This is a genomic window from Mycobacterium sp. ITM-2016-00316 (assembly GCF_002968335.2).
Classification (GTDB): Bacteria; Actinomycetota; Actinomycetes; order Mycobacteriales; family Mycobacteriaceae; genus Mycobacterium.
The window spans coordinates 3,119,516-3,141,938 of the sequence record NZ_CP134398.1 but is presented as its reverse complement, the minus strand read 5'-3'; the positions used below and the strand labels follow the sequence as shown (position 1 = coordinate 3,141,938).

At 67.6% G+C, this 22,423-nt stretch carries 22 protein-coding genes; 10 read left to right on the top strand and 12 right to left on the bottom strand.

Features of this window, described 5'->3' with window-relative positions:
* The 4 genes from C6A86_RS15180 to C6A86_RS15165 are packed head-to-tail and all read right to left on the bottom strand — an operon-like array spanning position 1 to position 4,424.
* A complete protein-coding gene (locus tag C6A86_RS15180) occupies positions 1-1,596 on the bottom strand; it encodes a regulator (RefSeq protein WP_105363339.1) in 1,596 nt (531 codons plus the stop codon).
* Between the two features lie 12 nt (positions 1,597-1,608).
* Positions 1,609-2,298: a cysteine hydrolase family protein gene (locus C6A86_RS15175; protein WP_105363338.1), complete on the bottom strand. Its 690-nt coding sequence runs from the start codon at positions 2,296-2,298 to the stop codon at positions 1,609-1,611.
* Complete coding sequence (locus C6A86_RS15170) at positions 2,295-3,695, bottom strand: allophanate hydrolase (RefSeq protein ID WP_105363337.1); 1,401 nt, start codon at positions 3,693-3,695, stop codon at positions 2,295-2,297. The genes C6A86_RS15175 and C6A86_RS15170 overlap by 4 nt, the downstream gene beginning before the upstream one ends.
* A gap of 57 nt (positions 3,696-3,752) precedes the next feature.
* Positions 3,753-4,424, bottom strand: coding sequence for a GntR family transcriptional regulator (locus tag C6A86_RS15165; protein WP_199196187.1), 672 nt, complete (start codon positions 4,422-4,424; stop codon positions 3,753-3,755).
* Positions 4,425-4,554: 130 nt separating this feature from the next.
* Between C6A86_RS15165 and C6A86_RS15160 the strand changes: the two genes are divergently transcribed.
* A complete protein-coding gene (locus tag C6A86_RS15160) occupies positions 4,555-5,178 on the top strand; it encodes a PaaI family thioesterase (RefSeq protein ID WP_105363335.1) in 624 nt (207 codons plus the stop codon).
* Here C6A86_RS15160 and C6A86_RS15155 read toward each other — a convergent pair.
* Positions 5,150-7,168, bottom strand: coding sequence for an FUSC family protein (locus C6A86_RS15155; RefSeq protein ID WP_105363334.1), 2,019 nt, complete (start codon positions 7,166-7,168; stop codon positions 5,150-5,152). The two genes, C6A86_RS15160 and C6A86_RS15155, sit on opposite strands and share 29 nt — an antisense overlap.
* Before the next feature lie 61 nt (positions 7,169-7,229).
* Here C6A86_RS15155 and C6A86_RS15150 point away from each other — a divergent pair, with 61 nt between their 5' ends.
* Both C6A86_RS15150 and C6A86_RS15145 read left to right on the top strand, forming a co-directional pair.
* Positions 7,230-7,940 (top strand): EthD domain-containing protein, encoded by a 711-nt coding sequence (locus C6A86_RS15150; protein ID WP_105363333.1) that lies wholly within the window; start codon positions 7,230-7,232, stop codon positions 7,938-7,940.
* Positions 7,937-8,692 carry an enoyl-CoA hydratase/isomerase family protein gene (locus C6A86_RS15145; protein WP_105363332.1) on the top strand — a complete coding sequence of 252 codons (756 nt, stop codon included), beginning with the start codon at positions 7,937-7,939 and terminating at the stop codon, positions 8,690-8,692. The genes C6A86_RS15150 and C6A86_RS15145 overlap by 4 nt, the downstream gene beginning before the upstream one ends.
* A 4-nt stretch (positions 8,693-8,696) precedes the next feature.
* Here C6A86_RS15145 and C6A86_RS15140 read toward each other — a convergent pair whose 3' ends face one another.
* Positions 8,697-8,891 carry a bacterioferritin-associated ferredoxin gene (locus C6A86_RS15140; protein WP_105363331.1) on the bottom strand — a complete coding sequence of 65 codons (195 nt, stop codon included), beginning with the start codon at positions 8,889-8,891 and terminating at the stop codon, positions 8,697-8,699.
* 475 nt (positions 8,892-9,366) lie between these two features.
* On the opposite strand from C6A86_RS15140, the gene bfr reads away from it, so the two are divergent.
* From bfr to C6A86_RS15110, 6 genes are all read left to right on the top strand, one after another.
* A complete protein-coding gene (bfr, locus tag C6A86_RS15135) occupies positions 9,367-9,858 on the top strand; it encodes a bacterioferritin (RefSeq protein ID WP_105363330.1) in 492 nt (163 codons plus the stop codon).
* A gap of 80 nt (positions 9,859-9,938) precedes the next feature.
* Entirely contained in the window at positions 9,939-12,014 is a 2,076-nt protein-coding gene (locus C6A86_RS15130) for an MDR family MFS transporter (RefSeq protein ID WP_233213006.1), read from the top strand.
* A gap of 41 nt (positions 12,015-12,055) precedes the next feature.
* Positions 12,056-12,538: a carboxymuconolactone decarboxylase family protein gene (locus C6A86_RS15125; protein ID WP_105363328.1), complete on the top strand. Its 483-nt coding sequence runs from the start codon at positions 12,056-12,058 to the stop codon at positions 12,536-12,538.
* A 20-nt stretch (positions 12,539-12,558) separates the two neighbouring features.
* A complete protein-coding gene (locus tag C6A86_RS15120) occupies positions 12,559-13,929 on the top strand; it encodes a glutamine synthetase family protein (protein ID WP_311100719.1) in 1,371 nt (456 codons plus the stop codon).
* Positions 13,929-15,038 carry an amidohydrolase family protein gene (locus tag C6A86_RS15115; protein WP_105361592.1) on the top strand — a complete coding sequence of 370 codons (1,110 nt, stop codon included), beginning with the start codon at positions 13,929-13,931 and terminating at the stop codon, positions 15,036-15,038. Before C6A86_RS15120 ends, C6A86_RS15115 begins: the two co-directional genes overlap by 1 nt.
* A gap of 4 nt (positions 15,039-15,042) precedes the next feature.
* The gene (locus C6A86_RS15110; RefSeq protein ID WP_105361591.1) at positions 15,043-15,480 is read left to right on the top strand and encodes a hypothetical protein; all 438 of its coding nucleotides are present in this window, start codon (positions 15,043-15,045) and stop codon (positions 15,478-15,480) included.
* Here C6A86_RS15110 and C6A86_RS15105 read toward each other — a convergent pair.
* The 5 genes from C6A86_RS15105 to C6A86_RS15085 form a co-directional block, all read right to left on the bottom strand.
* A complete protein-coding gene (locus C6A86_RS15105) occupies positions 15,431-16,297 on the bottom strand; it encodes a cytochrome c biogenesis CcdA family protein (RefSeq protein WP_105361590.1) in 867 nt (288 codons plus the stop codon). The two genes, C6A86_RS15110 and C6A86_RS15105, sit on opposite strands and share 50 nt — an antisense overlap.
* A complete protein-coding gene (locus C6A86_RS15100; RefSeq protein WP_105361593.1) occupies positions 16,298-16,741 on the bottom strand; it encodes a protein disulfide oxidoreductase in 444 nt (147 codons plus the stop codon).
* Between the two features lie 121 nt (positions 16,742-16,862).
* Positions 16,863-18,158 (bottom strand): cytochrome P450, encoded by a 1,296-nt coding sequence (locus C6A86_RS15095; RefSeq protein ID WP_233212842.1) that lies wholly within the window; start codon positions 18,156-18,158, stop codon positions 16,863-16,865.
* Between the two features lie 91 nt (positions 18,159-18,249).
* Entirely contained in the window at positions 18,250-18,693 is a 444-nt protein-coding gene (locus C6A86_RS15090; protein ID WP_105361588.1) for a nuclear transport factor 2 family protein, read from the bottom strand.
* The gene (locus C6A86_RS15085; protein WP_311100718.1) at positions 18,683-20,470 is read right to left on the bottom strand and encodes an amidohydrolase family protein; all 1,788 of its coding nucleotides are present in this window, start codon (positions 20,468-20,470) and stop codon (positions 18,683-18,685) included. The genes C6A86_RS15090 and C6A86_RS15085 overlap by 11 nt, the downstream gene beginning before the upstream one ends.
* Positions 20,471-20,564: 94 nt before the next feature.
* On the opposite strand from C6A86_RS15085, the gene C6A86_RS15080 reads away from it, so the two are divergent.
* Positions 20,565-21,467, top strand: coding sequence for a dienelactone hydrolase family protein (locus C6A86_RS15080; RefSeq protein ID WP_105361841.1), 903 nt, complete (start codon positions 20,565-20,567; stop codon positions 21,465-21,467).
* Positions 21,468-21,473: 6 nt separating this feature from the next.
* On the opposite strand, the gene C6A86_RS15075 is transcribed toward C6A86_RS15080, so the two are convergent.
* Positions 21,474-22,400 (bottom strand): SDR family oxidoreductase, encoded by a 927-nt coding sequence (locus C6A86_RS15075; RefSeq protein ID WP_105361842.1) that lies wholly within the window; start codon positions 22,398-22,400, stop codon positions 21,474-21,476.
* Between the last annotated feature and the right edge of the window lie 23 nt (positions 22,401-22,423).

Genomic DNA, 22,423 nt, shown 5'->3' with positions numbered 1-22,423 from the left:
TCAGTGGCCGGCGACGATATCGGACTCGTCGACGACCACCGGATCTTTCGCGCCGGGCAGCAGCGAGTACGCCAGGCAGACCACGGCGAAGAACAGATAGCCGAGGGCCACCGCGGGACTCGCCGCCCAGGAGACCTCGGGAGCGTGGATCAGCCCGATGAAGCTCAGCACCGCACCGACAGTCGCCGCGATCGCGGCATAGTGGAACTTCTTGTCCAGGATGAAGGTCACCATGGTGCCGAGGATCAGACCGACGAGCACCGCGCCTTCGCCGAGGGTCTTGAGCCCCTCGTAGACCACGCCGGCGCCGTTGAGCGCCTCCATGCCGACCTCGGAGGCCGAGGTGCCGGCGGCGTTGAGCGCGTTGTCCACCTGTGTCTTGGCCCATTCGGCGAGGTTGGGTAGCAGCGCGGCAACCACCGCGATGGCGTGCAGGCGCGGGACCGCCTGGAATGCCTGCGCCCCGATGAGCAGCCCGATGTAGAGCAGGATCGGCACGATCGCGGGCACCGGCAGTAGCGCGTCCAAGATGCCGAACAGGCCGACGAAACAGAAGATTCCGATCATCAGTCCGCTGGCCAGTGAGTAGCTCGCCCGGCCGCCGGCGTCTTTCCAGCCGGGGTGGCCGATGTACACCGCAGGCGGGAACGGCGAGCCGAACGCCGATCCGACGACCGCCCCGGCGCCGTCGGCCAGCAGCACGCTGCGCAGGTTGTAGTTGTCACCGGCGGCCGCTGCGCTCTCGACGTTGCTCATCGCCTCGGTGAAGTTGTACACACCCAAGGGAATTGCGGTGCCCAGCAGTGGCGCCAGGTTGGACAGCCCGGAGAACAACAGGTCCAGGCGCAGGTCGGGGACGCCGATGGCGATATCGGAGAAGGCCTGCCCGACATCGGGAGCCGACATGTAGCCGCCGATCCAGCCGATCGCGGTGCCCACCAGCAGCGCCGCCAACCCGACCGGGATGCCGAACGGCAGTTTCACGTCGGTGAAGAACCCGATCAGGATGATGGCCAGCACCGGCAGGCCGATCCACGCCGCCTCCCACATCTGTGCGGCCGGTCGCATCGAGATGAAGGTGATCGAGATGCCCGCCAGGGTCCCGAGCATGGCCGCCCGCGGGGTCAGCTTGCGGATGTACGGACCGACGAAGGCGCCGATCATCACGATCACGCCGATCATGAAGGCCCACGCCAACCCGGCAGACCAGGCCTGCACCGCATCGTCGGTGTTGAGGTACACCGGCAGCATGACGACGAACACCACGATGAACATGTGCGGTACCGAGGGCCCGTACGGCAGCGCGGTGACATCGGACCGGTTCTCCCGCTTGGCAAGTCGGCGGGCCAGGAAGGTGTAGTACAGGTTGCCCAGGATCAGCGCCACGCCGAGCGCGGGCAGCACGGTGCCGAGCACGTCCCCGGCCGGCACGGCGATGACGCCGATCATCAGGCCGGTCAGCGTCAGGACGTTGACCAGGATGTTGAAACCCAGGCCGAAGAAGGCGTTGGTGTCACCCCGGGTCCACCACGCGACGGTCGGCGCGGGTTTCTCGGCGGGGGGATCGACGGGGGGATCGGAGATCTCGGTGCTCATGAGCAGGTCCTTTCAGGCAGCGGACAACGCGAGGGTTTTCAGAGCGGGAATGACGGCAGAGGTGTCGGCGACCCAGCCGAAGATGCCCCCCTGGGCTTTGATCATGTCCAGCCCCACCCGCTGGAACTCCGGGAAATACGAACCCACACAGTCGGATACCACCAGGCACTCGTATCCGCGATCGTTGGCCTCGCGGGTGGTGGTGTGCACGCACACCTCGGTGGTGACGCCGGTGACGAGCAACTGTGTGATGCCGGCGCCGGTGAGCACGTCCTGTAGTTCGGTGGCGTAGAAGGCGCCCTTGCCCGGTTTGTCGATCACCACTTCACCGTCGATGGGGCTGAGCTCGTCGACGATGTCGTGGCCGTACTCGCCGCGGATCAGGATGCGGCCGTACTTTCCCGGATCGCCGATGCGTTTCGACGGCGCGCCGCGGCTGAGTTTGGCCGGCGGGCAGTCCGACAGGTCGGGCACATGGCCTTCCCGGGTGTGGATCACCAGGATCCCGGCCTCGCGGGCCGCGGCGATCAACGCGGCCAGCGGTGGCACCACCTTGAGCAACTGGTCGACATCGTTGCCGAGGCTCTCGCCGAAACCGCCGGGCAGCAGGAAGTCCCGCTGCATGTCGATGACGATCAACGCGGTCTTGCCGCTGATGAGGGGGAACGCCGACGGTTCGGCGGGCACCGCGATGGGACTCATACCTGCTCCTTGTGACGGGTGGTGGCTGGTGTTGTGCTGAGGGTGCGGGGTTCGTCGAGGATCTGTGCGGCCAAAGCCAGTGCGGTGTCGTCGGATCCGGCGTCGGCCAGCAGCATGGCGCTGTGCGGCCTGCCGTCGGTGGTGGTGCCTGCCGGGACCGCTACGCCCAGCAGATCGAGCAGGTTGCCGAAGTGGGTGTAGTGCCCGAGCATCGTGTTCGTCTCGATGGGGCGTGCCAGCACCTCGTCGACGGTGAAGGTGGTGCCGATCGTCGGGAGCACCAGCACATCCATGCTCTGCCATATCCTGGCGACCTGCGCCTTGAGTTCCTGCAGACGCTGCAGCGCGGCGAACGCATCGACGGCGGTGTAGTCCAGACCGCTGCGGAAGATGTCGCGCACCACCGGATGTATCGAATCGGGTTGGCTGGCCAGGAATTCGCCGAACTCGACCAGGCGTTCGGCGACCCATGGCCCCTGGTAGAGCAGTGCGCCCGCGGCCAAGAACGGCTCCAACGACACCTCGACCACACTCACCTGGCGGCTCAGCTGTGCGCGGAAGTTCAGGTGCGCCGCCCGCACCGCCTCGTCGCCGAAGAACTCCAGGTCGGCCACCGGCGGCAGGCCGACCCGGATCGTCCGGCCATCGTGACGTGCGCCGCGGTCACGCGACCAGGCGTCGTCGTCATCACGGCCGGCCATCACGTCGAAGACGCGGTCGACGTCGGCGATGCAGCCGGCCATCACACTGATGCAGTCCAGCGACTTGCACGCGGGCACGAGGCCCACGGTGCTGATCACGCCGCGCGACGGCTTGAACCCGACCACACCGTTGAGCGCGGCCGGCACCCGTCCCGACCCGGCGGTATCGGTCGCGACGGCGAACGGAACCTGTCCGAGTGCGACCGCCAGCGCCGAGCCAGAGCTGGAGCCACCGGAGATCATCTCGCCGCCATAGACGCTGCGCGGCACCGGATACGGGGTCCGTGTGCCGTTGAGGCCGGTGGCGAACTGGTCCAGATTGGTCTTGCCGACGTAGAGTGCGCCGGCGTCGAGCAACCGTTGCACGGCCGGTGCGGTGCGCTCGGCGACATAGGCGTAGTCCGGGCAGGACAGCGTTGTCGGCACCCCGGCGACGTCGATGCTGTCCTTGACGCCGAAAGGGACACCGTAGAGCGGCAGCGTGCGCGCCGCCGGGCGGCTCTCTATCTCGGCGGCGGCCGCCAGCAGTTCGTCGCGAGGCACCGTGGAAAGCCACGTCCCGTCGTCCCCGCGCGCGGCGATGGCATCGGCGACCCGCGCGGCCGTCTTCGTCGGTGAACCCGTGCCGCCCGCATGTGAGGCGAGTATCTCCGCGACCGACGGTCCGACGGACGGCCCGCGTGTGTCAAAACCCATAAATGGAAATTGTCGACAAAATGATGGCGTTCGCGGAACGCCCGTGTGTCGATCGTGTTAGCGATTCGGCGGCAGATCCAGGTATTGCAGGTGTCCGTGATCGGCCAGCGCGGTGATCACGGTGTCGGAGTCGTTGCTCTCCAGGGCGGTGAGGATCGCCAGGTGCCGGTCGATCCCGTCACCTGCGCGATGGTGCCGGGCCTCCTCGCGCAGGTTCATCGCCATCGGTAGCTGCAGTTTGAGCAGTATCGGCTCCAGCGCGATGTCGAGCTGACGCTGGCCGGCCAGTCCGACGACTGCGGCATGAAACCGCCGGTGGGCATCGTCGCGTTCCAGGTCGTCTGTGGCACTGCTCATTTCATCGAGAACCCGGCGCACCGGTTGCAGCGCGGTCTGCGGATCGGCCAGCGGCAACGCCGTTTCGATCGCATGGCGTTCCAGTACGTGCCGCAGCGCGAACAACTGCAGGATCTCCTCCGGGGACCAGGCGGCCACCCGTGACCCGCGCCGGGGGAGCCGCTCGACGAGTCCCTGCTGGGTCAGCAGTCGCAGCGCCTCCCGCAGCGGTGCCCGGCCGATGCCGAAATCAGCGCACAGCTGTTCCTCGACGAGCTTGTCTCCGGGCCCGAGGGTGCCGCTGAGGATGGCGGCACGCAGCCTGCTGCCTGCGACATCGACGAGCGTCGCGGGCGACCCGTGCCGCGATCCGTCCATCCTGGGTGCCGCCATGGCGGATTCGGTGCCCCCTCATGTCGGCGCGTGCCGACTCAGTGGCCATCGTAGGAACTTTTGCGGTGCGCCGCCGCGTCGGCGCGGGCGATGACTCGACAGCGTCGATAGAACGTGTTCTAGTTCTTGGATGCTGGACTTCACCCTTGAGGACCTCAGTGCCGAGGACGTCGAGCGCCTACGTGACATTTACCGCCCGCTCACCGAATCGGTGCGTGAACTCATCGACGCCACCATCCGCACGGCGGCGGACGCGGACACGGTGGCCGCCGCGAAGGCCCAGATCGACGCCGCGACGACGGCCCTGCGCGCCGTCCAACTCGACGGCCCGTTCGGTGTGCGGTTCACCGCGCACGGAGACCGGATGCCCTGGGGCAACGCCGTCATAGGACTGCGTAACCCGATCGCGCCGCCGCTGCAGGTCCAGCACAAACCCGACGGTGGGGTGTTCGCCGATTTCACGCTCGGCGCCGCGTACGAGGGACCACCCGGGCATGTGCACGGGGGAGTGGCCGCGCTGATCCTGGACCATGTGCTCGGAGAATCGGCCAGCCCGGCTGCCAGCCCGCGGTTGACCGGCACGATCAGCATGCGCTACCTGCGTCCGACGCCGCTGGGTGCGCTGCACGTCGAGGCCGCGATTGTCCGCACCGAGGGTGTGAAAACCTATGCGGCCGGCGTCATCTCGGATGCCGAGGGTCCCACGGTCCAGGCCGAAGGGGTATTCATCCGGCCGAAGTGGGCCCGGGACTAGAGAGCCCGATATCGCGGGTCGCAACCTCGGTGACCACCCCCGTGATGGTGGCGATCTCGCCGACCAGCAGCCGCTCGGCGGCGTGCGCATCGGTCAGCGTCGCCGCGGCATCGCGCACACCCGCGCTGGCCGCCAGCAGTGCATCGGTGTCGACACTCCATGGTGCGGCGGGGGTGGCCGGATCGCCGCACAGCGCCTTGACGTAATCGTCGACGGCGGCCACGAATTCGCGGTTCAAGTTGGGCGGCGGGTGCGCGGGCAGATGCGCCTCGAGAGTGGCACACGATGTGGTCACCGAGTTCAGTGCGGCACGATACGCGCGCATCCACCGCCGCAGCTGTGCGGACTCCGTGCCGGTGGCACCCGCGGTGGCCTCGAACGCAGCGCGTGCGCTGACCGCACGTCCCCACGCCGATTCCAGCTGTTCCTTCGGATGATCGAGATCGTGTACGAAGGCCTTCACCACTGCTGCGGCATAGTCGATTTCGGTCTTCAGCAGTTCGCCGGCGCGTTGCCGCAGGCGGACCAGCGCGTTGTCCGGCACCAGCACATGGACAGCGACGGCCAGCCCGCCACCGGTCACCACCGCCAACAGCTGATCGCCGATCGCCTCCGCCCCGCCTGCGCCTGCGGTGTCGATCAGAAAGACGAGCGCGCCCGCGATGGCCGTATTCACCCCGACATAGCTGAATTCGGCGGTCAGGTAGCCCATGGCCAGGAAGCTCACCGCCAGCACCGCCGACACCAGCGCGGACGGGTCGGTCAGGGACGTCAGTAGCGCGGCAACGGCCACCCCGACGGTGGTGCCTGCGATCCGCCCCACGCACCGGGTATAGGTGTGCGCGGTCTCGGGGCGCAGCACCATCAGCACAGTGAGGGGCACCCACACGCCGTGCGGCATGCTGCCGAAACGCCACAACGCCACGCCGACGGCGGTCGCGGCGGTCAGTCGCACCGTGTGACGCAGGATCGGGGAGCTGCCGGTGAGTTGGGCGCGCACCAGCCCGGCGATCGCGGTCAGCGCGTGGGGCACACCGCCGTGCCCCAGGGCCACCACCTGTTCGGGTTCGAACTGCCCGAACCTCAGTTCAACGGCCTCGCGGAGTTGTGTCGACAACCGCAGCGCGGCCTCGCGGGCCCCGCCTTGGACGCCGTCGGCCGCACCGTCCAATTGGCCGGTCGCATAGCCGAGTTCGCCGCGGGACCGGCGCCGGGCATGGGCGACGATGACCAACAACTCGGAGGCACTGTGCAAGACCCGCACGACGGCGTCGTCGTCGTTGTGCACACCGAGCACGGCCAGCGATTCGGCGATGCGTTCGGGCAGGCTGTACCAGCCCCGGTAGATCGGCGGTCGACGTTTGGCCAGCGCCTCGCTCACGGTGAAGGCCTCGCGCAGCCGGATCAACGGTTCCGTTTCGACACCGGTGGCCGAGTCGACGGCGATCCGGTCGGCGTCGGCGGCCAGTGACAGGTAGGCGCGGGTGAGTGCGCTGCGCTGGGTGCGCCAGCGGCGCTGCGGCCAGATCGCGATCAGGACGGCCTGCGACAGTCCGCCCGTCAGGGCGAGTGCGACGGTGGCCGCCACCGATGCCACGGTGTGCGATGTGGGCGCCGTCGTCAGGATGAGCGCCGCGCCCGCGGCCGCCACCAGACCCGCGTTGGCGCTGATCGACCAATGCAGACCGGCCGCCACACACCACAGCGCCGCCACGATGACGAACGCGATGCTGTTGCCCTCGCTCAATGAGCCCAGCAGGACGGCGAGGGCCATCTCCAGCGACACCACCACGACGGTGAGGAACCGGCTGCGTGGACTGTCTTGCAGGGCGCTCGCCCCCGCGACAATGGCGGCGGCGCCGGCGCTGACTGCGGCGGCCGGTGTGCTCACCCACGCGGCCACCAGCACGATGGCCAGCACACCGGCCAGGCTGCGCGCGACTGCGCCGGCGTCATACAACGTCAGTCGCAGTTGACGGCCGATGGTCACCCCGCCATTGTGACCCCGCGGACGGGTGTGGCAGGTGCGATCGTCTTGTTAGGTTCAGCGGGTGGAAAAGGTCATGGTCACATTGCGCTCGACGACTGCCGACGAACAATGGTGCACACGGTTGCGGACCCGGGTTGCCACCCAATTGTCCGAACTCGATCTCGCCGGCCTGACGGTGAACGTGCGCGACGCGGTGGTCAGCGCGTCGATGATGACGCTCACCACGCTGGATCCGCCGGTGTCGGCGGTGGTCAGCATCTGGACGCAGCAGTACTACGGCGCGGCGCTGCTCAAGGCGCTGGATCTGCTTGCGGCCGAATCCCAGGAATCGGCCGCCTATCTGGTGACCGAGTCGGTCCCCGTGGCCGGGCCGGACGTCGCGCCGAGCGCCAGGACCCCGGGACTGGCCAATGTCGCGTTGCTGCGCCGACCGCAGGACATGGACATGGCGACCTGGCTGCAGCGTTGGCATGTCGACCACACCCCGGTGGCGATCGCGACCCAGGCGACCTTCGGGTACACCCAGAACACCGTGGTGCGGGCGCTGACTCCGGACGCGCCGCCGATCGACGCCATCGTCGAAGAGTTGTTTCCCATCGAGGCTGTTTCGGATCTGCACGCATTCTTCGGGGCCGCCGATGATGCCGATCTGGGCGACCGGATGGGCAGGATGGCGGCCAGTGTGGCGCGTTTCGGCGCGGACCGCGATATCGACACGGTGCCGACCAGTCGCTACGTGCTGTGGACCCCGACCCTTACGCTGCATCCGTGACTCTGTTGATCGCCGATGAGAATCGGGTACGCACCCTGACGTTCAATCGCCCGGAGGCGCTCAATGCCTTCAGTGAGGCGCTCTACGACGCGACGACGGAGGCGCTGCTGGCGGCGGCCGAGGACCCGGACGTCTCGGTGGTGCTGCTGACCGGTGCCGGGCGCGCCTTCAGCGCGGGCAACGACCTGGTGGAGATGCAGAAGCTGGTCACCGACCCGGACTACCAGCCTGGCAAGCACGGGTTCCGCGGCATGCTCGAAGCACTGGCCGCCTTTCCCAAGCCGCTCATCTGTGCGGTCAATGGCGTCGGTCTGGGCATCGGCACCACCATCCTCGGCTACGCCGACCTGGCCTTCATGTCGAGCACCGCCCGATTGAAGTGCCCGTTCACCAGCCTGGGCGTGCCGCCGGAGGCTGCGTCCTCATATCTGTTGCCGAGGTTGATCGGCAGGCAGAACGCGGCCTGGCTGCTGCTGTCCTCGGAGTGGGTGGACGCCGCCGAGGCGCTGCGTATGGGGTTGGTGTGGAAGGTCTGTGCGCCCGAAGACTTGCTGGCCGAGGCACGTCGGCATGCCGAGGTGTTGTCCTCGCGGCCGCTCAACAGCCTGCTTGCGGTGAAGCAGACGATGATGGAACCGATCCGCCCGGGTATCGCCGCGGCCAGCGAGCGGGAGAATGCGCTGTTCGCCGAGCTGCTGGGCCAGGCTGCCAATGTGGATGCGCTGGCCTCGTTCGTGGACGGTCGCGGGTAGGGCCTCAGCGCACTGCGTGCACCGGGCAGTCGACGGCGGTGCGGGAGGCCGCGAGGATGGCCCGCACCGTGCGACGGCACCGTCCGCAGTCCGAGCCTGCGCCGCAGGCGTCTGCCACCTGCCGGGACGTGGTTGCGCCGCCGGCCACCGCGTCATGGACGGCCTGGGTGGTGGCTCCGGTGCACAGACACACGAACATCGGCTCAGGCCGCCGTATCCGTCGACCGAATTGAACCGGGGTGCGCGACGCCATTGTTTTCGTGGCCGAATTTCGGTGAGTATCCGTCTGGAAAGCGGGCATTCATGTTCGCCGTCGAATGGCGATCATCCATTGTGGATGCCGGTAGGAGATACGCGTTGCACGGACGGAATTCGCCGGCCGGAACGAACGACCGGGAAGTGTGTTCCGCCACCGTTCCTCCCATTGCATCCGCGTTGATCCGGGGTGCCGGCGTCGACCGCCAGCGGGTTAGGTCAGTGTAACCTAACTAAGGGTAGCCAGTCCATAACAAGGCCCCTGACTAGGGTTAGCCTCACCTACGGCGCGCCGCAGCCGCCCCAAAATTGTTCTCGAACCGCCGCCGCCGCTCTCGCCGGGCCCCGTCTGCTGGACTAGATTCAGATGCGCACGGCTTTAGCGAACTTGACCAGCCCTCAAGGTGCCTAGGAGCGATATGCAAGGCGATCCGGACGTTCTCAAACTGCTCAATGAACAGTTGACCAGTGAACTCACGGCGATCAACCAGTATTTCCTGCATTCGAAGATGCAGGACAATTGGGGATTCACCGAATTGGCCCGCCACACCCGGGAAGAATCGTTCGAGGAAATGCGTCACGCGGAAACGATCACCGATCGGATTCTGCTCCTCGACGGCCTGCCGAACTACCAGCGGCTGTTCTCCCTGCGTGTCGGCCAGACCCTGCGCGAGCAGTTCGAATCCGACCTCGCGGTCGAATACGAGGTGGTGGCCAGGCTGCGGCCCGGCATCATCATGTGCCGTGAGAAGCAGGACGCCACCTCGGCCGGCATCCTGGAGGCGATCCTCGCCGACGAGGAAAGCCACATCGACTACCTGGAAACTCAGCTGCAGTTGATGGACACCCTCGGCGAAGAGCTTTACTCCGCGCAGTGTGTGTCGCGCCCGCCCGGCGGGGGTAGCGGCTAAGCGCGAGGCCGCTGGCCCGGCCCCGCGTATATTAGGTAGCAAAGCTAATATTCTGCTGGGTCGGGGAGGACCGGGGAATCGTGACGGCCGCTGACACCGGCGCGGCGACAGCACCGATCAGTCTGCAGCGACGAAACATCATCTTCGTCGCTGTGCTGCTCGGGATGCTGCTCGCTGCGCTCGACCAGACCATCGTCGCCACCGCACTGCCCACGGTGGTGTCAGATCTCGGTGGAGCTGGCCACCAGTCGTGGGTGGTCACCAGCTATCTGCTCGCATCGACCATTGCCACCGCGGTCGTCGGCAAGCTCGGCGACCTGTTCAGCCGCAAGTCGGTGTTCCAGGTCGCGATCGTGTTCTTCCTCGCCGGGTCGGTGCTGTGCGGGCTCGCCGGTTCGATGTCGATGCTGGTCGGTGCCCGGGCCCTGCAGGGCATCGGCGGCGGTGCGCTCATGGTCACAGCGACCGCCGTGATCGGTGAGGTGATCCCGTTGCGCGACCGTGGCCGCTATCAAGGGGCGCTGGGCGCGGTCTTCGGTGTGACCACCGTGATCGGACCGCTGCTCGGCGGGTTCTTCACCGATCACCTGTCGTGGCGATGGGCGTTCTGGATCAATGTCCCCGTTGCGGTGGTGGTGTTTCTGGTCGCCACCATCGCCATCCCGGCGCTGGCCAGGAAATCCCGGCCCGTAATCGACTACGCCGGGATCGCGCTGGTCGGAGTCGGTGCATCCGGGCTGACACTGGCCACCAGCTGGGGCGGAGCTCAGTACGCCTGGGGATCCCCGATGATCATCGGGCTGTTCGTCGGGTCCGTCATCGCCTTGGCCGCATTTGTCTGGGTGGAGCTGCGCGTGGCGGAGCCGATTCTGCCGATCAGGCTGTTCGCCGGGCAGGTGTTCTCGGTCTGCTGCGTGCTGGCGTTCATCGTCGGTTTCGCGATGCTGGGCGCGATGACGTTCCTGCCGACGTTCATGCAGTTCGTGGACGGGGTATCGGCGACGGTGTCGGGCCTGCGCACACTGCCGATGGTGGCCGGCATGCTGATCACCTCGATCGGCAGCGGTTCGATCGTGGGTCGCACCGGGCGCTACAAGATCTTTCCGGTCGCGGGTACCGCCATCATGTTCGTCGGCTTCCTGTTGTTGTCCACGATGGACGCGCACACCTCGCTGCTGAGGCAATCGCTGTATCTGTTCGTCCTCGGCTCCGGTATCGGACTGTGCATGCAGGTGCTGGTCCTGGTGGTGCAGAACACCGCCAACTTCTCCGATCTGGGGGTGGCCACCTCGGGTGTCACTTTTTTCCGGACCATCGGAAGTTCCTTCGGTGCAGCGATTTTCGGCTCACTGTTCGCCAACTTCTTATCCGGCCGCATTGCGGGCGCGCTGGCCACCAGTGGTGCGCCACCGATCGCCGCCGAGTCGCCACAGGCCTTGCGGGAACTGTCTCCCGAGATGGCCGCACCCATCATCGACGCCTATGCAGACTCGCTGGGGCTGGTGTTCTTGTGCGCCGCCCCGGTCGCCCTGGTCGGCTTCGCGGTCTCGTTGTTCCTCAAGGAGATTCCGCTGCGCGAAATGGAAACGGTATCGGCAACTGATCTCGGCGAGGGCTTCGGCATGCCGGCACCCGAGACGTCCGACGAGATTCTCGAGATGGCGGTGGCCCGGATCTTCCGGGACTCACCCGATATCCGGCTACGCCGGCTGGCCGACCATCCGGGCTGTGAGCTCGATGTCGCCCGGCTGTGGGCCGTCATCCAGATCTACCGACACAACCAGGTCTACGGCTCGGCCACACTCAGTCAGATTGCCGAACTGCGACGGCTGCCGCCGGAGGTGCTGGAGCCGGCCTTCGAGCGATTGGTGGAGAGCGGATACGCCCTGCGCACCGGCGACCAGCTCTGGCTGACGCAGGCCGGGGCGCGACAGGTGGAGGTGGCGGTGGACGCCCTGGTGAGCAAGCTGGTCGACAGGCTGGCCGGTGGGGCGAGCGCAGCGACGGGGGATGCACAGGTGCCGGGCTACCTCGGGCGGCCGGACCGAATGCAGGTCGAGGCCGCGCTGGAGCGCATCGCGCACCGGATGGTGCTGCAGCCGCAGTGGGTCGAAGACCGGGCCGAGCTGGCCGCCGCGCGCGGAGGAAAAAACTAGAACACGTTCCAATTCAGGGTGTGCGCGCGTATTCTTCGAGCATGAGCCGTATCGGAGATTTCGCTGATGACGACGCCGCCGCATGGATCACCAAGTCACCCGACATCGGTGTTGCGATGGCCGGATACACCCACGCCGTCTACAACAAGAACCGGCTGCCCATGCGGGTCCGGGAACTGGCCCGGATGGTGATCGCACTGGACAACGAGTGCGTCGTCTGCCAGAACACGCGTGACTCTGTCGGGCCGGCGGCTGGAGTTGATGAAGACCTCTACGAGCACGCCGCGGTGTGGCGGACCTGGCCGGGCTTCAGCGGGCAGGAGCGCGTCGCCGCCGAATTCGCCGAGCGTTTCGCCGCCGACCACACCGGCCTGCGCGATGACGAAGAGTTCTGGGAGCGCTGCCGCGCGGAGTTCAGCGACGAACTGCTGACCGACCTCGCCCTCTCGTGCGCCATGTGGCTGGGCATGGGCCGCATGCTGCGGACCCTCGACATCGGCCAGTCCTGCAAGATCACGCTCTAGCCCCAGCGCCGCGTAGCACAATGGCCGATGTGAGTATCCCGGCAGCCGAACCCCATGGCGCCTCGGCCATCGCAACATTGGAGGCTGCCGGCGTCCGGACCGTGATCGGCACCGTGGTCAATCCGGCCGGCCTGACGCTGGCCAAGGCGGTGCCGTTGCACAGGATGTCGAATTTCGCCGAACCTGGTCTGGGCGCCAGCCCGGTCTGGCATGTGTTCGCCATCGACCAGGCCGGCATCGTGTTCGGCGAACACACCGGCGTCATCGGAGACCAGCGTGTCCGGATCGATCTCGCGGGGCTGCGCATCGTGGGCGACGGAATCGCCTGGGCGCCGGGGTTTTTCTTCGCTCAGGACGGCAGCCCGGATCCATACTGCGGCCGCGGCGCCCTGCAGCGGGTGCAGCGCCGGCTGGCCGACGCCGGTATCGACAGCATGGTCGGCCATGAACTCGAGTTCGTGCTCGTCGGACCGGACGGCGCGGCGCTGCCGTCGGCACTGTGGGCGCAGTACGGCCTGGCAGGCCTGCTCGAGTTCGAGGGCTTCGTCCGTGACGTGATCGATGCCGCCGACCGATCCGGGCTGGCCATCGAACAGATCCATCCGGAGTACGGTGTCAACCAGTTCGAGATCTCCTTGGCTCCAGCGGATCCGGTGACAGCGGCCGACCAGCTGATCCTGGCCCGGATGGTGGTCTGCCGAACGGCGCGCCGACATGGTCTGCGGGTCAGCCTGTCGCCGGTACCTTTCGCCGGCAGCGTGGGATCCGGCGCGCATCAACACATCTCGATCTCCCGCAAAGGCCTACCGCTATTCTCCGGCGGTCCCGGCGTGCACGGTATGACTCCGGAGGGAGAGTCGGCGATTGCCGGTCTGCTGGCCGGTCTGGCGGACGCCCAAGGGGTGCTGTGTGGTTCGATCCTCTCCGGCCTGCGCACTCAACCTGGCCACTGGTCGGGTGCGCATGTCTGTTGGGGAACCGAGAACAGGGAGGCTGCGGTGCGCTTTCTGCTCGGCGGGCCGAGCAATCCCTACGGTGCGCACGTGGAGGTCAAAGTGGTCGACCCCGCCGCGAATCCCTATCTGGCAACCGCGGCGATCCTCGGATTGGCGCTGGACGGAATCACCCGCGGGCTACCGATTCCGGACGAGATCCGTGTCGACCCGGCCACGCTGAGCGAGGCCCAGCGCACCGATGCCGGGGTCACCACCCTGCCGGCGCAGCAGGCTGACGTGCTCGACGCGCTGGAGGGCTCGACACTGATCCGCGACATCCTGGGCGATGCCGTGGTCGACGCCACGGTGGCCGTCCGCCGCTATGAGCAGCAGACCTACGCCGACCGCACAGACCCTGAGCTCGCCGATCAGTTTCGGCTGGCCTGGAGTCTGTAATGGAAGATCCGCTGGCCGAACACATCGGCGCGGTCCCGTTGGTCGATCACCACGTGCACGGCTATTGGACGCACACCGGGCCTCGGGGCGCGTTCGAGAACGGCCTCAACGAGGCCAACACCGAGCCGTTGGCCGCCTTCGACTCCGGTTTCGACACCCAACTCGGCTTTGCGGTGCGTGCGCACTGTGCACCGCTGTTGGGCCTGCCTGCCCATGCCGATGCCGACAGCTATTGGACGGCTCGCAGCATGGTTCCGGATGCCGAGCTCGCACAACGCTTTCTGGGTGCCGCCGGGGTCACCGACTGGCTGGTGGACACCGGATTCGGGGAGGGCATCAGTGATCTTCCTGCGATGGCGGGCGCCGGCAGTGGCCGGGTCCATGAAGTGGTCCGACTGGAATCGCTGGCCGAAGACGCTGCCGCGCAACCGGGGGACTATGCGGCCGCGTTCGAGGCGATGCTCGCCGATCGGGGCGCCCGGGCGGTGGCCACCAAATCGATCCTGGCCTATCGGGGCGGCCTGCGCGGAGACCTGTCCGAACCGTCGCAGCGCGACGTCAGGGAGGCGGCGCAGCGATGGCGCGCGGCGGGCGTCCGACGCCTCACGGACCGGGTGCTGCTTCGTTTCGGTCTGCACCAAGCGCTCCGGTTGAACAAGCCGCTGCAATTCCACATCGGCTTCGGGGACAGGGATTGCGATCTGGATGCCGCAAATCCGTTGCACCTGTCGAGCTTTCTGCGTGAGGCCGGTGACACGCCGATCATGCTGCTGCACTGCTATCCGTTCGAACGGGAAGCCGGCTATCTGGCCCAGGCGTTCAACCACGTCTATCTCGACGGCGGCCTGGCGATCAACCACCTCGGCGCAAGGTCGAGCGCATTCATCGCCCGGTTACTGGAGATGGCCCCGTTCCGCAAGATTCTGTACTCCTCGGACGGATTCGGCCCGCCGGAGCTGCATTATCTGGGAGCAATGCTGTGGCGCAGGGGAATTCACTCGGTCCTCGATGCCTTCGTGCGCAGCGGAGAGTGGGGTCTGGCCGATGCCATCCGAGTGGTCGATTTGACGGCACACCAGAACGCCCGACGCGTCTACCGATTGGAGTAGCTCGATGACACTGGCGGCGGGAATCGCGGCAGCCCTGACATTTGTCTGGCTGGGCATGGTGCTTGCGATCTCGTTCATCGAGGCGCCGCTGAAATTCCGGGCGCCCGGTGTGACCTTACAGATCGGGCTCGGGATCGGCCGACTGGTTTTCCGCGCGCTCAACGGCGCCGAAGTGGTTCTGGCCGTGTCCATCATGATTGCGCTGCTGCTGACGGGCGCATCGGGGCTGGAACTGATCGCGGTCACCATCGCGGTGATCGCGCTGGCCGCCCAACTGATGGGCGTACGGCCGCAGTTGGCCAAACGCTCCGATGCCGTGCTGGCCGCCGGACCGGAGGCCCCGCAGCTCCCTCGGTCCCGGGCGCACTATGTCTATGTCGCCCTCGAGTTGGTCAAGGTGGGGTCGCTGGTCGTCGCCGGGACCGTGCTGCTCGCCGGCTGAATCCGAACGCGACCATGATCGCCGGCACCACCAAAAGCACTGCCAGCCACGGCCATCCACCATGGTCGTGCACCCAGCCGGCCAGCGCGCCCTGCACGCGGCCGGCCGCGCCGACCACCGGGTCCGCGGGGTTGCCGGAGGCATGGAACAGCCGGATCTCGTAGACGCCGTAGTACGCCACGTACGCGCCAACCAGGATGAGCAGCGCTCCGCTGATCCTGTTGACGTACGGCAGGATTCGTCGGACCCGGTCGAGTAGCGCGGAGCTGGCGAGCGCGGTGGACACCGCCAGCGCCCCCACGATCACCGCGAAGCCGCCCGCGTACGCCAGGTACACCAGCACGCTGTCGCGCCATGACGCGGTGCGGGCCGCACTGGCGGTCACCGCCAGGAACGGTCCTACCGTGCAGGACAGCGAGGCCAGCGCGAACCCCACCCCGTACCCGAGCATGGATCCGATGCGCGCGGTCGGCGCCCACCGCGAACCGGGTCGCACGGGCACGGCCGCCGATTTCCCGGCCAGCAACCACCCGCCGAGAACCACCAGGGCAACGCCGATCAGCACGGTGGCGAACGGCACATACTGCTGCACCGTCGAGGCCACGGACACCGTCAGCGCCCCGAACCCGGCGAACACCACCAGCACCCCGGCCGTCATGGCCGCGGTGGCGAGCACGGCTCGCCCCACCGCTCGTCCGGGGCCCACATCGGTCCGGATGACAAGGCCGAGATAGCCGGGGAGCATGGCGAATCCGCACGGATTGACCGCCGCGATCAACCCGGCCGCGAACGCCAGACCGAGCAGATCGTCGTCCATCTAGGCGGTGAGCGCGCTGACCCGGGCCGACAGATCCTGTTCCGACATGGCCGAGGTCGGATTGTTCACGAAGCTCGAGGTGCCGTCCGCTTCGACGAACAGATAGGCCGGCTGCCAGGGCACGTTGAACGTCGCCCACAGGGATCCGTCGGCGTCGTTGAGGTTGGTGAAGCCAAGCTTGTAGCGCGACGCGAATTGCTGCATGGCCGCGACGTCGGAGCGCGCCGCGATCCCGACGAAGGTCACCTCAGGGTTCGCCGCCGTCACCTTGCTGACGGTGGGTGCCTCCTGATTGCAGAACGGGCACCACGGCGTCCAGAACCACAGCACCGCGGGCTTGCCCTGCAAGCTCGCGCCGTCGAACGCAGCGCCCGACAAGGTGGTGCCGGTGAATTGGAGGCGGTCATCGGCCATCGCGGTCGGTGCGCCCGCAATGCCGAGCATCAGGCCCGAGGCCAGCAGACAGACGGCGAGCGCACGCAGGCGCCGGGAGAACGGGAATGTCACGGGGACCTCCGGTGGGATCAACGGGTCCACGGCGGAATGCTGCGGGCCTCAGCGGGTATCACGTACCCGAGGTCAGTTCGGTTCGAACGTCGCCGGACGGATGGGCCGGGCATGTCGCGCCCGCGAGGGTGTCGACCGCCCGGGCGCGGATCCTGGCGCCCCGGTGCGGAATCAGGATGACGCCCTTGACCCGTGGCCGCTCGGCGCGAGCGGTACTGGTGTGCAGATCGACGTGGCGCAGCACCTCACCCAACACCACCGCCATCTCCACCAGGGCGAAGTTCGCGCCGAGGCACCGGCGATTGCCGCCGCCGAAGGGCAGCCATGTCGTCGGGCCCAGGCCGGCGCCGAGCATGCGGTCCGGGTCGAACCGGTCGGGATCCGGGTACTGCCCGGCGTCGCGGTGGACCAGTCCGATTCCCGGTGCCACCATCACACCGGCGGGCAGCCGGTACCCGGCGACGTCCGTCGGCTCGGTCAGGATGCGACCGATATCGAACACCACCGGCCGGATCCGCAGCACCTCCTTGCACACGGCGTCGAGGTATTCGTCGGCGCCGGTGCGTGCCGCGTGCACGGCCTTCGCCAGCACCGCCGGGTGCCGGGTCAATCGTTCCAGCGCCCACGACAGTGAGGTCGCGGTGGTGTCGTGACCGGCGACGAGCAGGGTCATCAGTTGATCGCGGAGTTGGGTGTCGGTCATGTCGCCGGTGCGGATCATCATCGCCAGCGCGTCGGTCCGGGCGTTCAGATCGGGATCGGCCCGGCGTTCGGCGATCTCGGCGTAGAGCAGGCGGTCGGCCTCGCGTAAGCGGTCCCGGAACGGGCGCCACGGCGCGAGGCGCTGAAGACCGGGTGTGTTGATCGCCAGGTACTCCCACACGCCGATGCTGAGCAGTTTCGGCATGATGGCGCGCAACTGGGCCAGCCGGTGTTCGTCAGTGGCCCCGATGACGGTCCGCAGGATCACCTCGAGCGTGATCTCGGACATCTTCGGGGCCACCGCGAACGGACGGCCGACCGGCCAGCCCGCGATGTTGTCCGCCGCGATCCGGGCGATCAGCCCGGTCTGGCGGGCCACCGCCTCCCGGCGAAAGGGCGCCAGCATCAGCCGCCTGCGATCGCGGTGCTCTTCATCATCGACGACCAGCACCGAGCTGGATCCCAACAGCCCCGCCAGCATCGAATTGGCTTCGCCCGCATGGTAGACCGCGGGATCGCCGCCGAAGACGGTCTTGATGTCATCGGGTCGGGCCAGATAGATCAGGGTGCCCATGGAGGCGACCCGCAGCGTGAACACATCCCCGTAGCGGCGATGGCAGGCCGAGACGAACCGGGGCCAGAACTTCGTCATCAGCCCGGCCTGGACGCCCGGCGGCAGCGGTGGCCCGGGCGGTAACGCGGTCTCGGTCACCTGTAGGAGTCTATGGCGCGGACCGCGGTCCTCAGAGCAGATCGGTCGCGTCGTAGACCCAGGACATGTCGGCGGTGGCGAAATCGTCCAGCCAGTTCGGCGGCGCGAAATTGGCCAGCGCACTCATGTCCCAGTAGTCCTTCCAGATGGTGATCCTGTCGTCGACGACCTTGTGCACCGTGACGAAGCGCAACTGTGCGACCTCACCGGTCGGCCACGTCCAGGTTTCGGAGTGCTCGTACATGACGTTGGGTCCGTCGGCGACCAGCAACCCGTCGTGGTTCTCGTAGCCGGCAAGGACTTCCAGCCCGATCTTGAGGCGTTTGACGATGTCCTCGGGTCCGCGGGCCGCGGCGGCCGGGCCCACCGGCATATCGGCGTAGATGCAGTCCGGCGCGAGGTACGTCTGCACCTGATCCCAATCGCGCGCCGACAGTGCCCGCCACATGCCCAGGACGGTGAGTTCAGCTGACACGGGCCAATTCGTTCTTGTCGGTGGGCAGTGCGGGGGAGCGGTGCGCTGCCCGTAGGAACCGCCCGGTGCGCTGCGTGCCGAGTAGCTCGGTCGGCCGGCCATCGAGGAACACCGCGCGACCACCCACCAGGACGGCATTGACGGTGTCATCGTTGCGGTTGACCATTCGGGACAGCCCGCCGTAGCAGTCGACGGTGTGTTCGGCGTAGGCCTCCAGGGAGGCGTCGAGGCGGGTGGGATCGACGATGACGACATCGGCGCGGTCTCCGATGCGCAGGTGCCCGGCGTCGAGCCGGTACCAGTCGGCCAGCTCGCCGGTGAGCCGATGGACGGCCCGTTCGATCGTCATGAACGGCGTACCGGCATTCTCGGCGTCGCGCACGTGCTTGAGCAGCCGCAGGCCCATGTTGTAGAACGCCATGTTCCGCAGGTGCGCCCCGGCATCGGAGAAGCCGAGCTGGATCCCGGGTTCGCGGGCCAGCTTCTTCAGCACGTCGGGCCGGTGATTGGAGATGGTGGTACGCCAGCGCAGCGCGCGTCCGTGCTCGCACACCAGGTCCAGGAAGGCGTCCACCGGGTGCACGCCGCGGTCCAGACCGACCTGGCCGAAGGAGTGGCCGATGACGGAGCTGTCCGGGCAGTCCACGATCTCGGCATCGTGGAAGTCGCGCTGCCACACCCGGACGCCGAAGCGGTTCTCGTAGTCTTTGCGGAACTGCCTGCGGTACAGCTCATCGCGCAGCAGATCGTTGCGTTCCACTTCGTCGCGCAGGTGCAGGGCGGCGGCGCCGGCGCCGAATTCCTCGAATACCACCAGGTCGATACCGTCGGCGTAGACCTCGAACGGGACCGGCAGGTGTTGCCAGCGGAAGTTGCCGCCCAGGCCGTTGATGACTCGCGCGAGCGGGCCGAGCAGCTTGATGGCATGCGGATTGGCCTTGATATCCGCCGCGGACAGCAGGCTGGTCTTGAGGGGATTGCGGAACACACCCAGCGACTGGGCCAGCTGCGACGCCAGGTTGAGTGGATTCTGGATATCCGGTCCGGACTGCAACACCCGGCCGGCGCGGCGCAGCAAGGACTTCAGCCGTCGTAACTCGCGTGGCCCGGCGTAGGTCGACGGCAGCGTCCGTGATCGGCAGATGTCTCCGTCGATTTTGTCGAAAAGCAGTTGTTGTGAGGACAGTCCGACGAAGCCGGCGTCGAGCGCCTCGGTGAGCATGGCTTCCATCCGAGCCTGCTCGCCCCGGGTGGGGCGGTGCCGTCTGCGGGTGGCGCGGTCCAATCCCATCACCGCGGTGCGCATATCGGAGTGGCCGATGAAGGCGGCGAGGTTGGGGCCCAGCGGCAGCGACTCCAGTGCCTCGACATATTGCTCGGCCCCGCTCCACGTCTTGTTCTTCTCGACGGTGTCGATGACGAACTCGCGGGGGATGGCCTCCACCCGGCCGAAGAGATCGCCCGCATCGGCGGCACCGACGTGCACCGTCGACAGCGAGCACGAGCCGAGCATCACGGTGGTGACGCCGTGGCGCAGTGATTCGGGCAGTGACGGCAGGCCGAGCACCTCGATGTCGTAGTGGGTGTGGATGTCGAGCATGCCGGGCAGCACCCATTTCCCGGAGGCGTCGAGGATCTGGGGACACCCGGTTTCGTCCAGGGGTTCAGCGCTGATCGTGGCGACCTGGCCGTCCCGGATGCCGATGTTGCGGACCGCCGACGGCGCGCCCGTCCCGTCGAACCAGCGGCCCCCGCGGATGATTGTGTCGTAGGTCACCCAGACATCAGAGCAGTGCGGTCGAGCGGGTGTCAACGAAAATCGTGAACAGATTCCAAAAGGTGTCTACTGGGGTCGGCGCATAATCGGACCCGTGACTCCCTTGCAGCGCTATATCGCCGAAGAGATCGCGACCGACCATGTGGATGGGCTGCTGTCCCGGCGCGAAGCGATGCGTCGACTCGCGTTGCTGGGTGTGGGCGCGTCCGCGGCGACCGCGCTGATCGCGGCCTGCGGATCGAAGCCCGCCCAACCGGCACCGTCATCGACCGAGACGGCCACCCCGGCGGCGGCGCCACCCGGGATGGACACCGCGTTGGAGACCACCGCGATCAGCTGGGCCGGCCCGAAGGGTGAACTGCAGGGCGCGTGGGCGCAGGCGGCCGAACCCAAGGGCGCCATTCTGGTGATCCACGAGAACAAGGGCCTCAACGACTGGGTTCGCTCGGTGGCCGGCCGGCTCGCCGGCGTCGGCTACTCGAGCCTCGCGATCGACCTGCTCTCCGAGAACGGGGGCACCGCTACCTTCGCCGACCCCGCCGAGGCGACCGCCGCACTGGGCAACCGCGTGCCCGAGGACATGGTCGCCGACCTGAAATCCGGGCTCGGCGAGGTCGCGGCACGCACGCCGGGGGCCGAGGTCGCAGCCGTCGGCTTCTGTATGGGCGGCGGACTGGTGTGGCGGCTGTTGGCTGCGGGAACTCCCGAATTGGCCGCGGCCTTCCCCTTCTACGGGCCAACCCCCGACGACCCCGACTTCGCCGGATCGAAAGGCGTCGCCGTGCTCGGTTTCTACGGTGAACTCGACCAGCGGGTCAATGCCACCGAGCCGGTCGCCCGGGCCGCCCTGGAGCGGGCCGGGCTGGTCCATGAACTGGTGACCGAGCCCGGGGCCAATCACGCGTTCTTCAACGACACCGGTGACCGATATGACGCCGGCGCCGCCGCCGACGCCTGGCGACGGACACTGGATTGGCTGTCCGTGCACGTCGGCTGACCGGGCTCAGTCCGTGCCCCAGCCGTCCGGGCAGTAGCCGTCGATATCGGTGAACCCGTACTCCCTGGCCAGCTCCACCGAGGTGACCGACCGCTGATTCCAGCGCGTGCGCATCTCATCGGCCGCCATCGCGGCGACTCCTCGTCCGACGAACCGCGGCGTCTCGGACTCGGCGAATCCCGGCGGCGCGCTCGGGTACCCGTCGTCACGGCCGGCGTGTAGGGCGGTGCGCCAGTTGTCCTCGGTCACCCCGTAGTTGTCCAGCATCATTTCCGAGCGGAGCCAGCCTGGGCTGACCGCGACGGCGGTGGCGCCGACCTGTCGCAGTTCGTGGCCGTGGCTGAAGGCGAGCCGGTTGACGGCCATCTTGGCGAGATCGTAGAAAACCGACAGCCGAAACGTCTCGGCATTGTATTCCGTTGTGCCATCGGTGATTTCGACCAGCAGGCCCCCGGGTCGGGTGACCAGCAGCGGGAGCAGGCAATGTGAAGTGATCAGGTGCGTGCGAACGCCGAGATCGATGATGCGCAGCCCGTCGTCGAGGTCGTGTTCCCACATCGGCCGCCCCCATGTCGCCGGCGGCCCCTTCAGCACTTCCGCGCCCCAGATGTCGTTCACCAGAATGTCGATGGTTCCGTGGTCGGTGCGGATACGGTCTGCCAGCGCACGAACCTGATCGGGCACCAGATGGTCCACCTGGACCGCCACTCCGACGCCGCCAAGCGTATTCACCAGTGCCGCAGTCTCTTCGATGGTTTCCGGGCGGTCATAGTCCGAACCGCCGCGTCCTGTCACGCTGCTGCGGCCGGTGCAGATGACGGTCGCCCCCGCCTCGCCCAATGCTGCAGCAATACCCCGGCCGGCGCCTCGGGTGGCGCCGGCCACGACGGCAACCCGGCCGCGCAATGCCCCGGGGCCCGGTAATCCGGCCATGGACGCAAAGTATGCGCGTGGAC

What these genes read in the sequence shown, in the direction of transcription:
- C6A86_RS15180 (WP_105363339.1), bottom strand. Translation starts at nt 1,596, where the DNA reads ATGAGCACCGAGATCTCCGATCCCCCCGTCGATCCCCCCGCCGAGAAA.
- C6A86_RS15175 (WP_105363338.1), bottom strand. Translation starts at nt 2,298, where the DNA reads ATGAGTCCCATCGCGGTGCCCGCCGAACCGTCGGCGTTCCCCCTCATC.
- C6A86_RS15170 (WP_105363337.1), bottom strand. Translation starts at nt 3,695, where the DNA reads ATGGGTTTTGACACACGCGGGCCGTCCGTCGGACCGTCGGTCGCGGAG.
- C6A86_RS15165 (WP_199196187.1), bottom strand. Translation starts at nt 4,424, where the DNA reads ATGGCGGCACCCAGGATGGACGGATCGCGGCACGGGTCGCCCGCGACG.
- C6A86_RS15160 (WP_105363335.1), top strand. Translation starts at nt 4,555, where the DNA reads ATGCTGGACTTCACCCTTGAGGACCTCAGTGCCGAGGACGTCGAGCGC.
- C6A86_RS15140 (WP_105363331.1), bottom strand. Translation starts at nt 8,891, where the DNA reads ATGTTCGTGTGTCTGTGCACCGGAGCCACCACCCAGGCCGTCCATGAC.
- bfr (WP_105363330.1), top strand. Translation starts at nt 9,367, where the DNA reads ATGCAAGGCGATCCGGACGTTCTCAAACTGCTCAATGAACAGTTGACC.
- C6A86_RS15125 (WP_105363328.1), top strand. Translation starts at nt 12,056, where the DNA reads ATGAGCCGTATCGGAGATTTCGCTGATGACGACGCCGCCGCATGGATC.
- C6A86_RS15120 (WP_311100719.1), top strand. Translation starts at nt 12,559, where the DNA reads ATGGCCGATGTGAGTATCCCGGCAGCCGAACCCCATGGCGCCTCGGCC.
- C6A86_RS15115 (WP_105361592.1), top strand. Translation starts at nt 13,929, where the DNA reads ATGGAAGATCCGCTGGCCGAACACATCGGCGCGGTCCCGTTGGTCGAT.
- C6A86_RS15110 (WP_105361591.1), top strand. Translation starts at nt 15,043, where the DNA reads ATGACACTGGCGGCGGGAATCGCGGCAGCCCTGACATTTGTCTGGCTG.
- C6A86_RS15105 (WP_105361590.1), bottom strand. Translation starts at nt 16,297, where the DNA reads ATGGACGACGATCTGCTCGGTCTGGCGTTCGCGGCCGGGTTGATCGCG.
- C6A86_RS15100 (WP_105361593.1), bottom strand. Translation starts at nt 16,741, where the DNA reads ATGCTCGGCATTGCGGGCGCACCGACCGCGATGGCCGATGACCGCCTC.
- C6A86_RS15095 (WP_233212842.1), bottom strand. Translation starts at nt 18,158, where the DNA reads ATGACGAAGTTCTGGCCCCGGTTCGTCTCGGCCTGCCATCGCCGCTAC.
- C6A86_RS15075 (WP_105361842.1), bottom strand. Translation starts at nt 22,400, where the DNA reads ATGGCCGGATTACCGGGCCCCGGGGCATTGCGCGGCCGGGTTGCCGTC.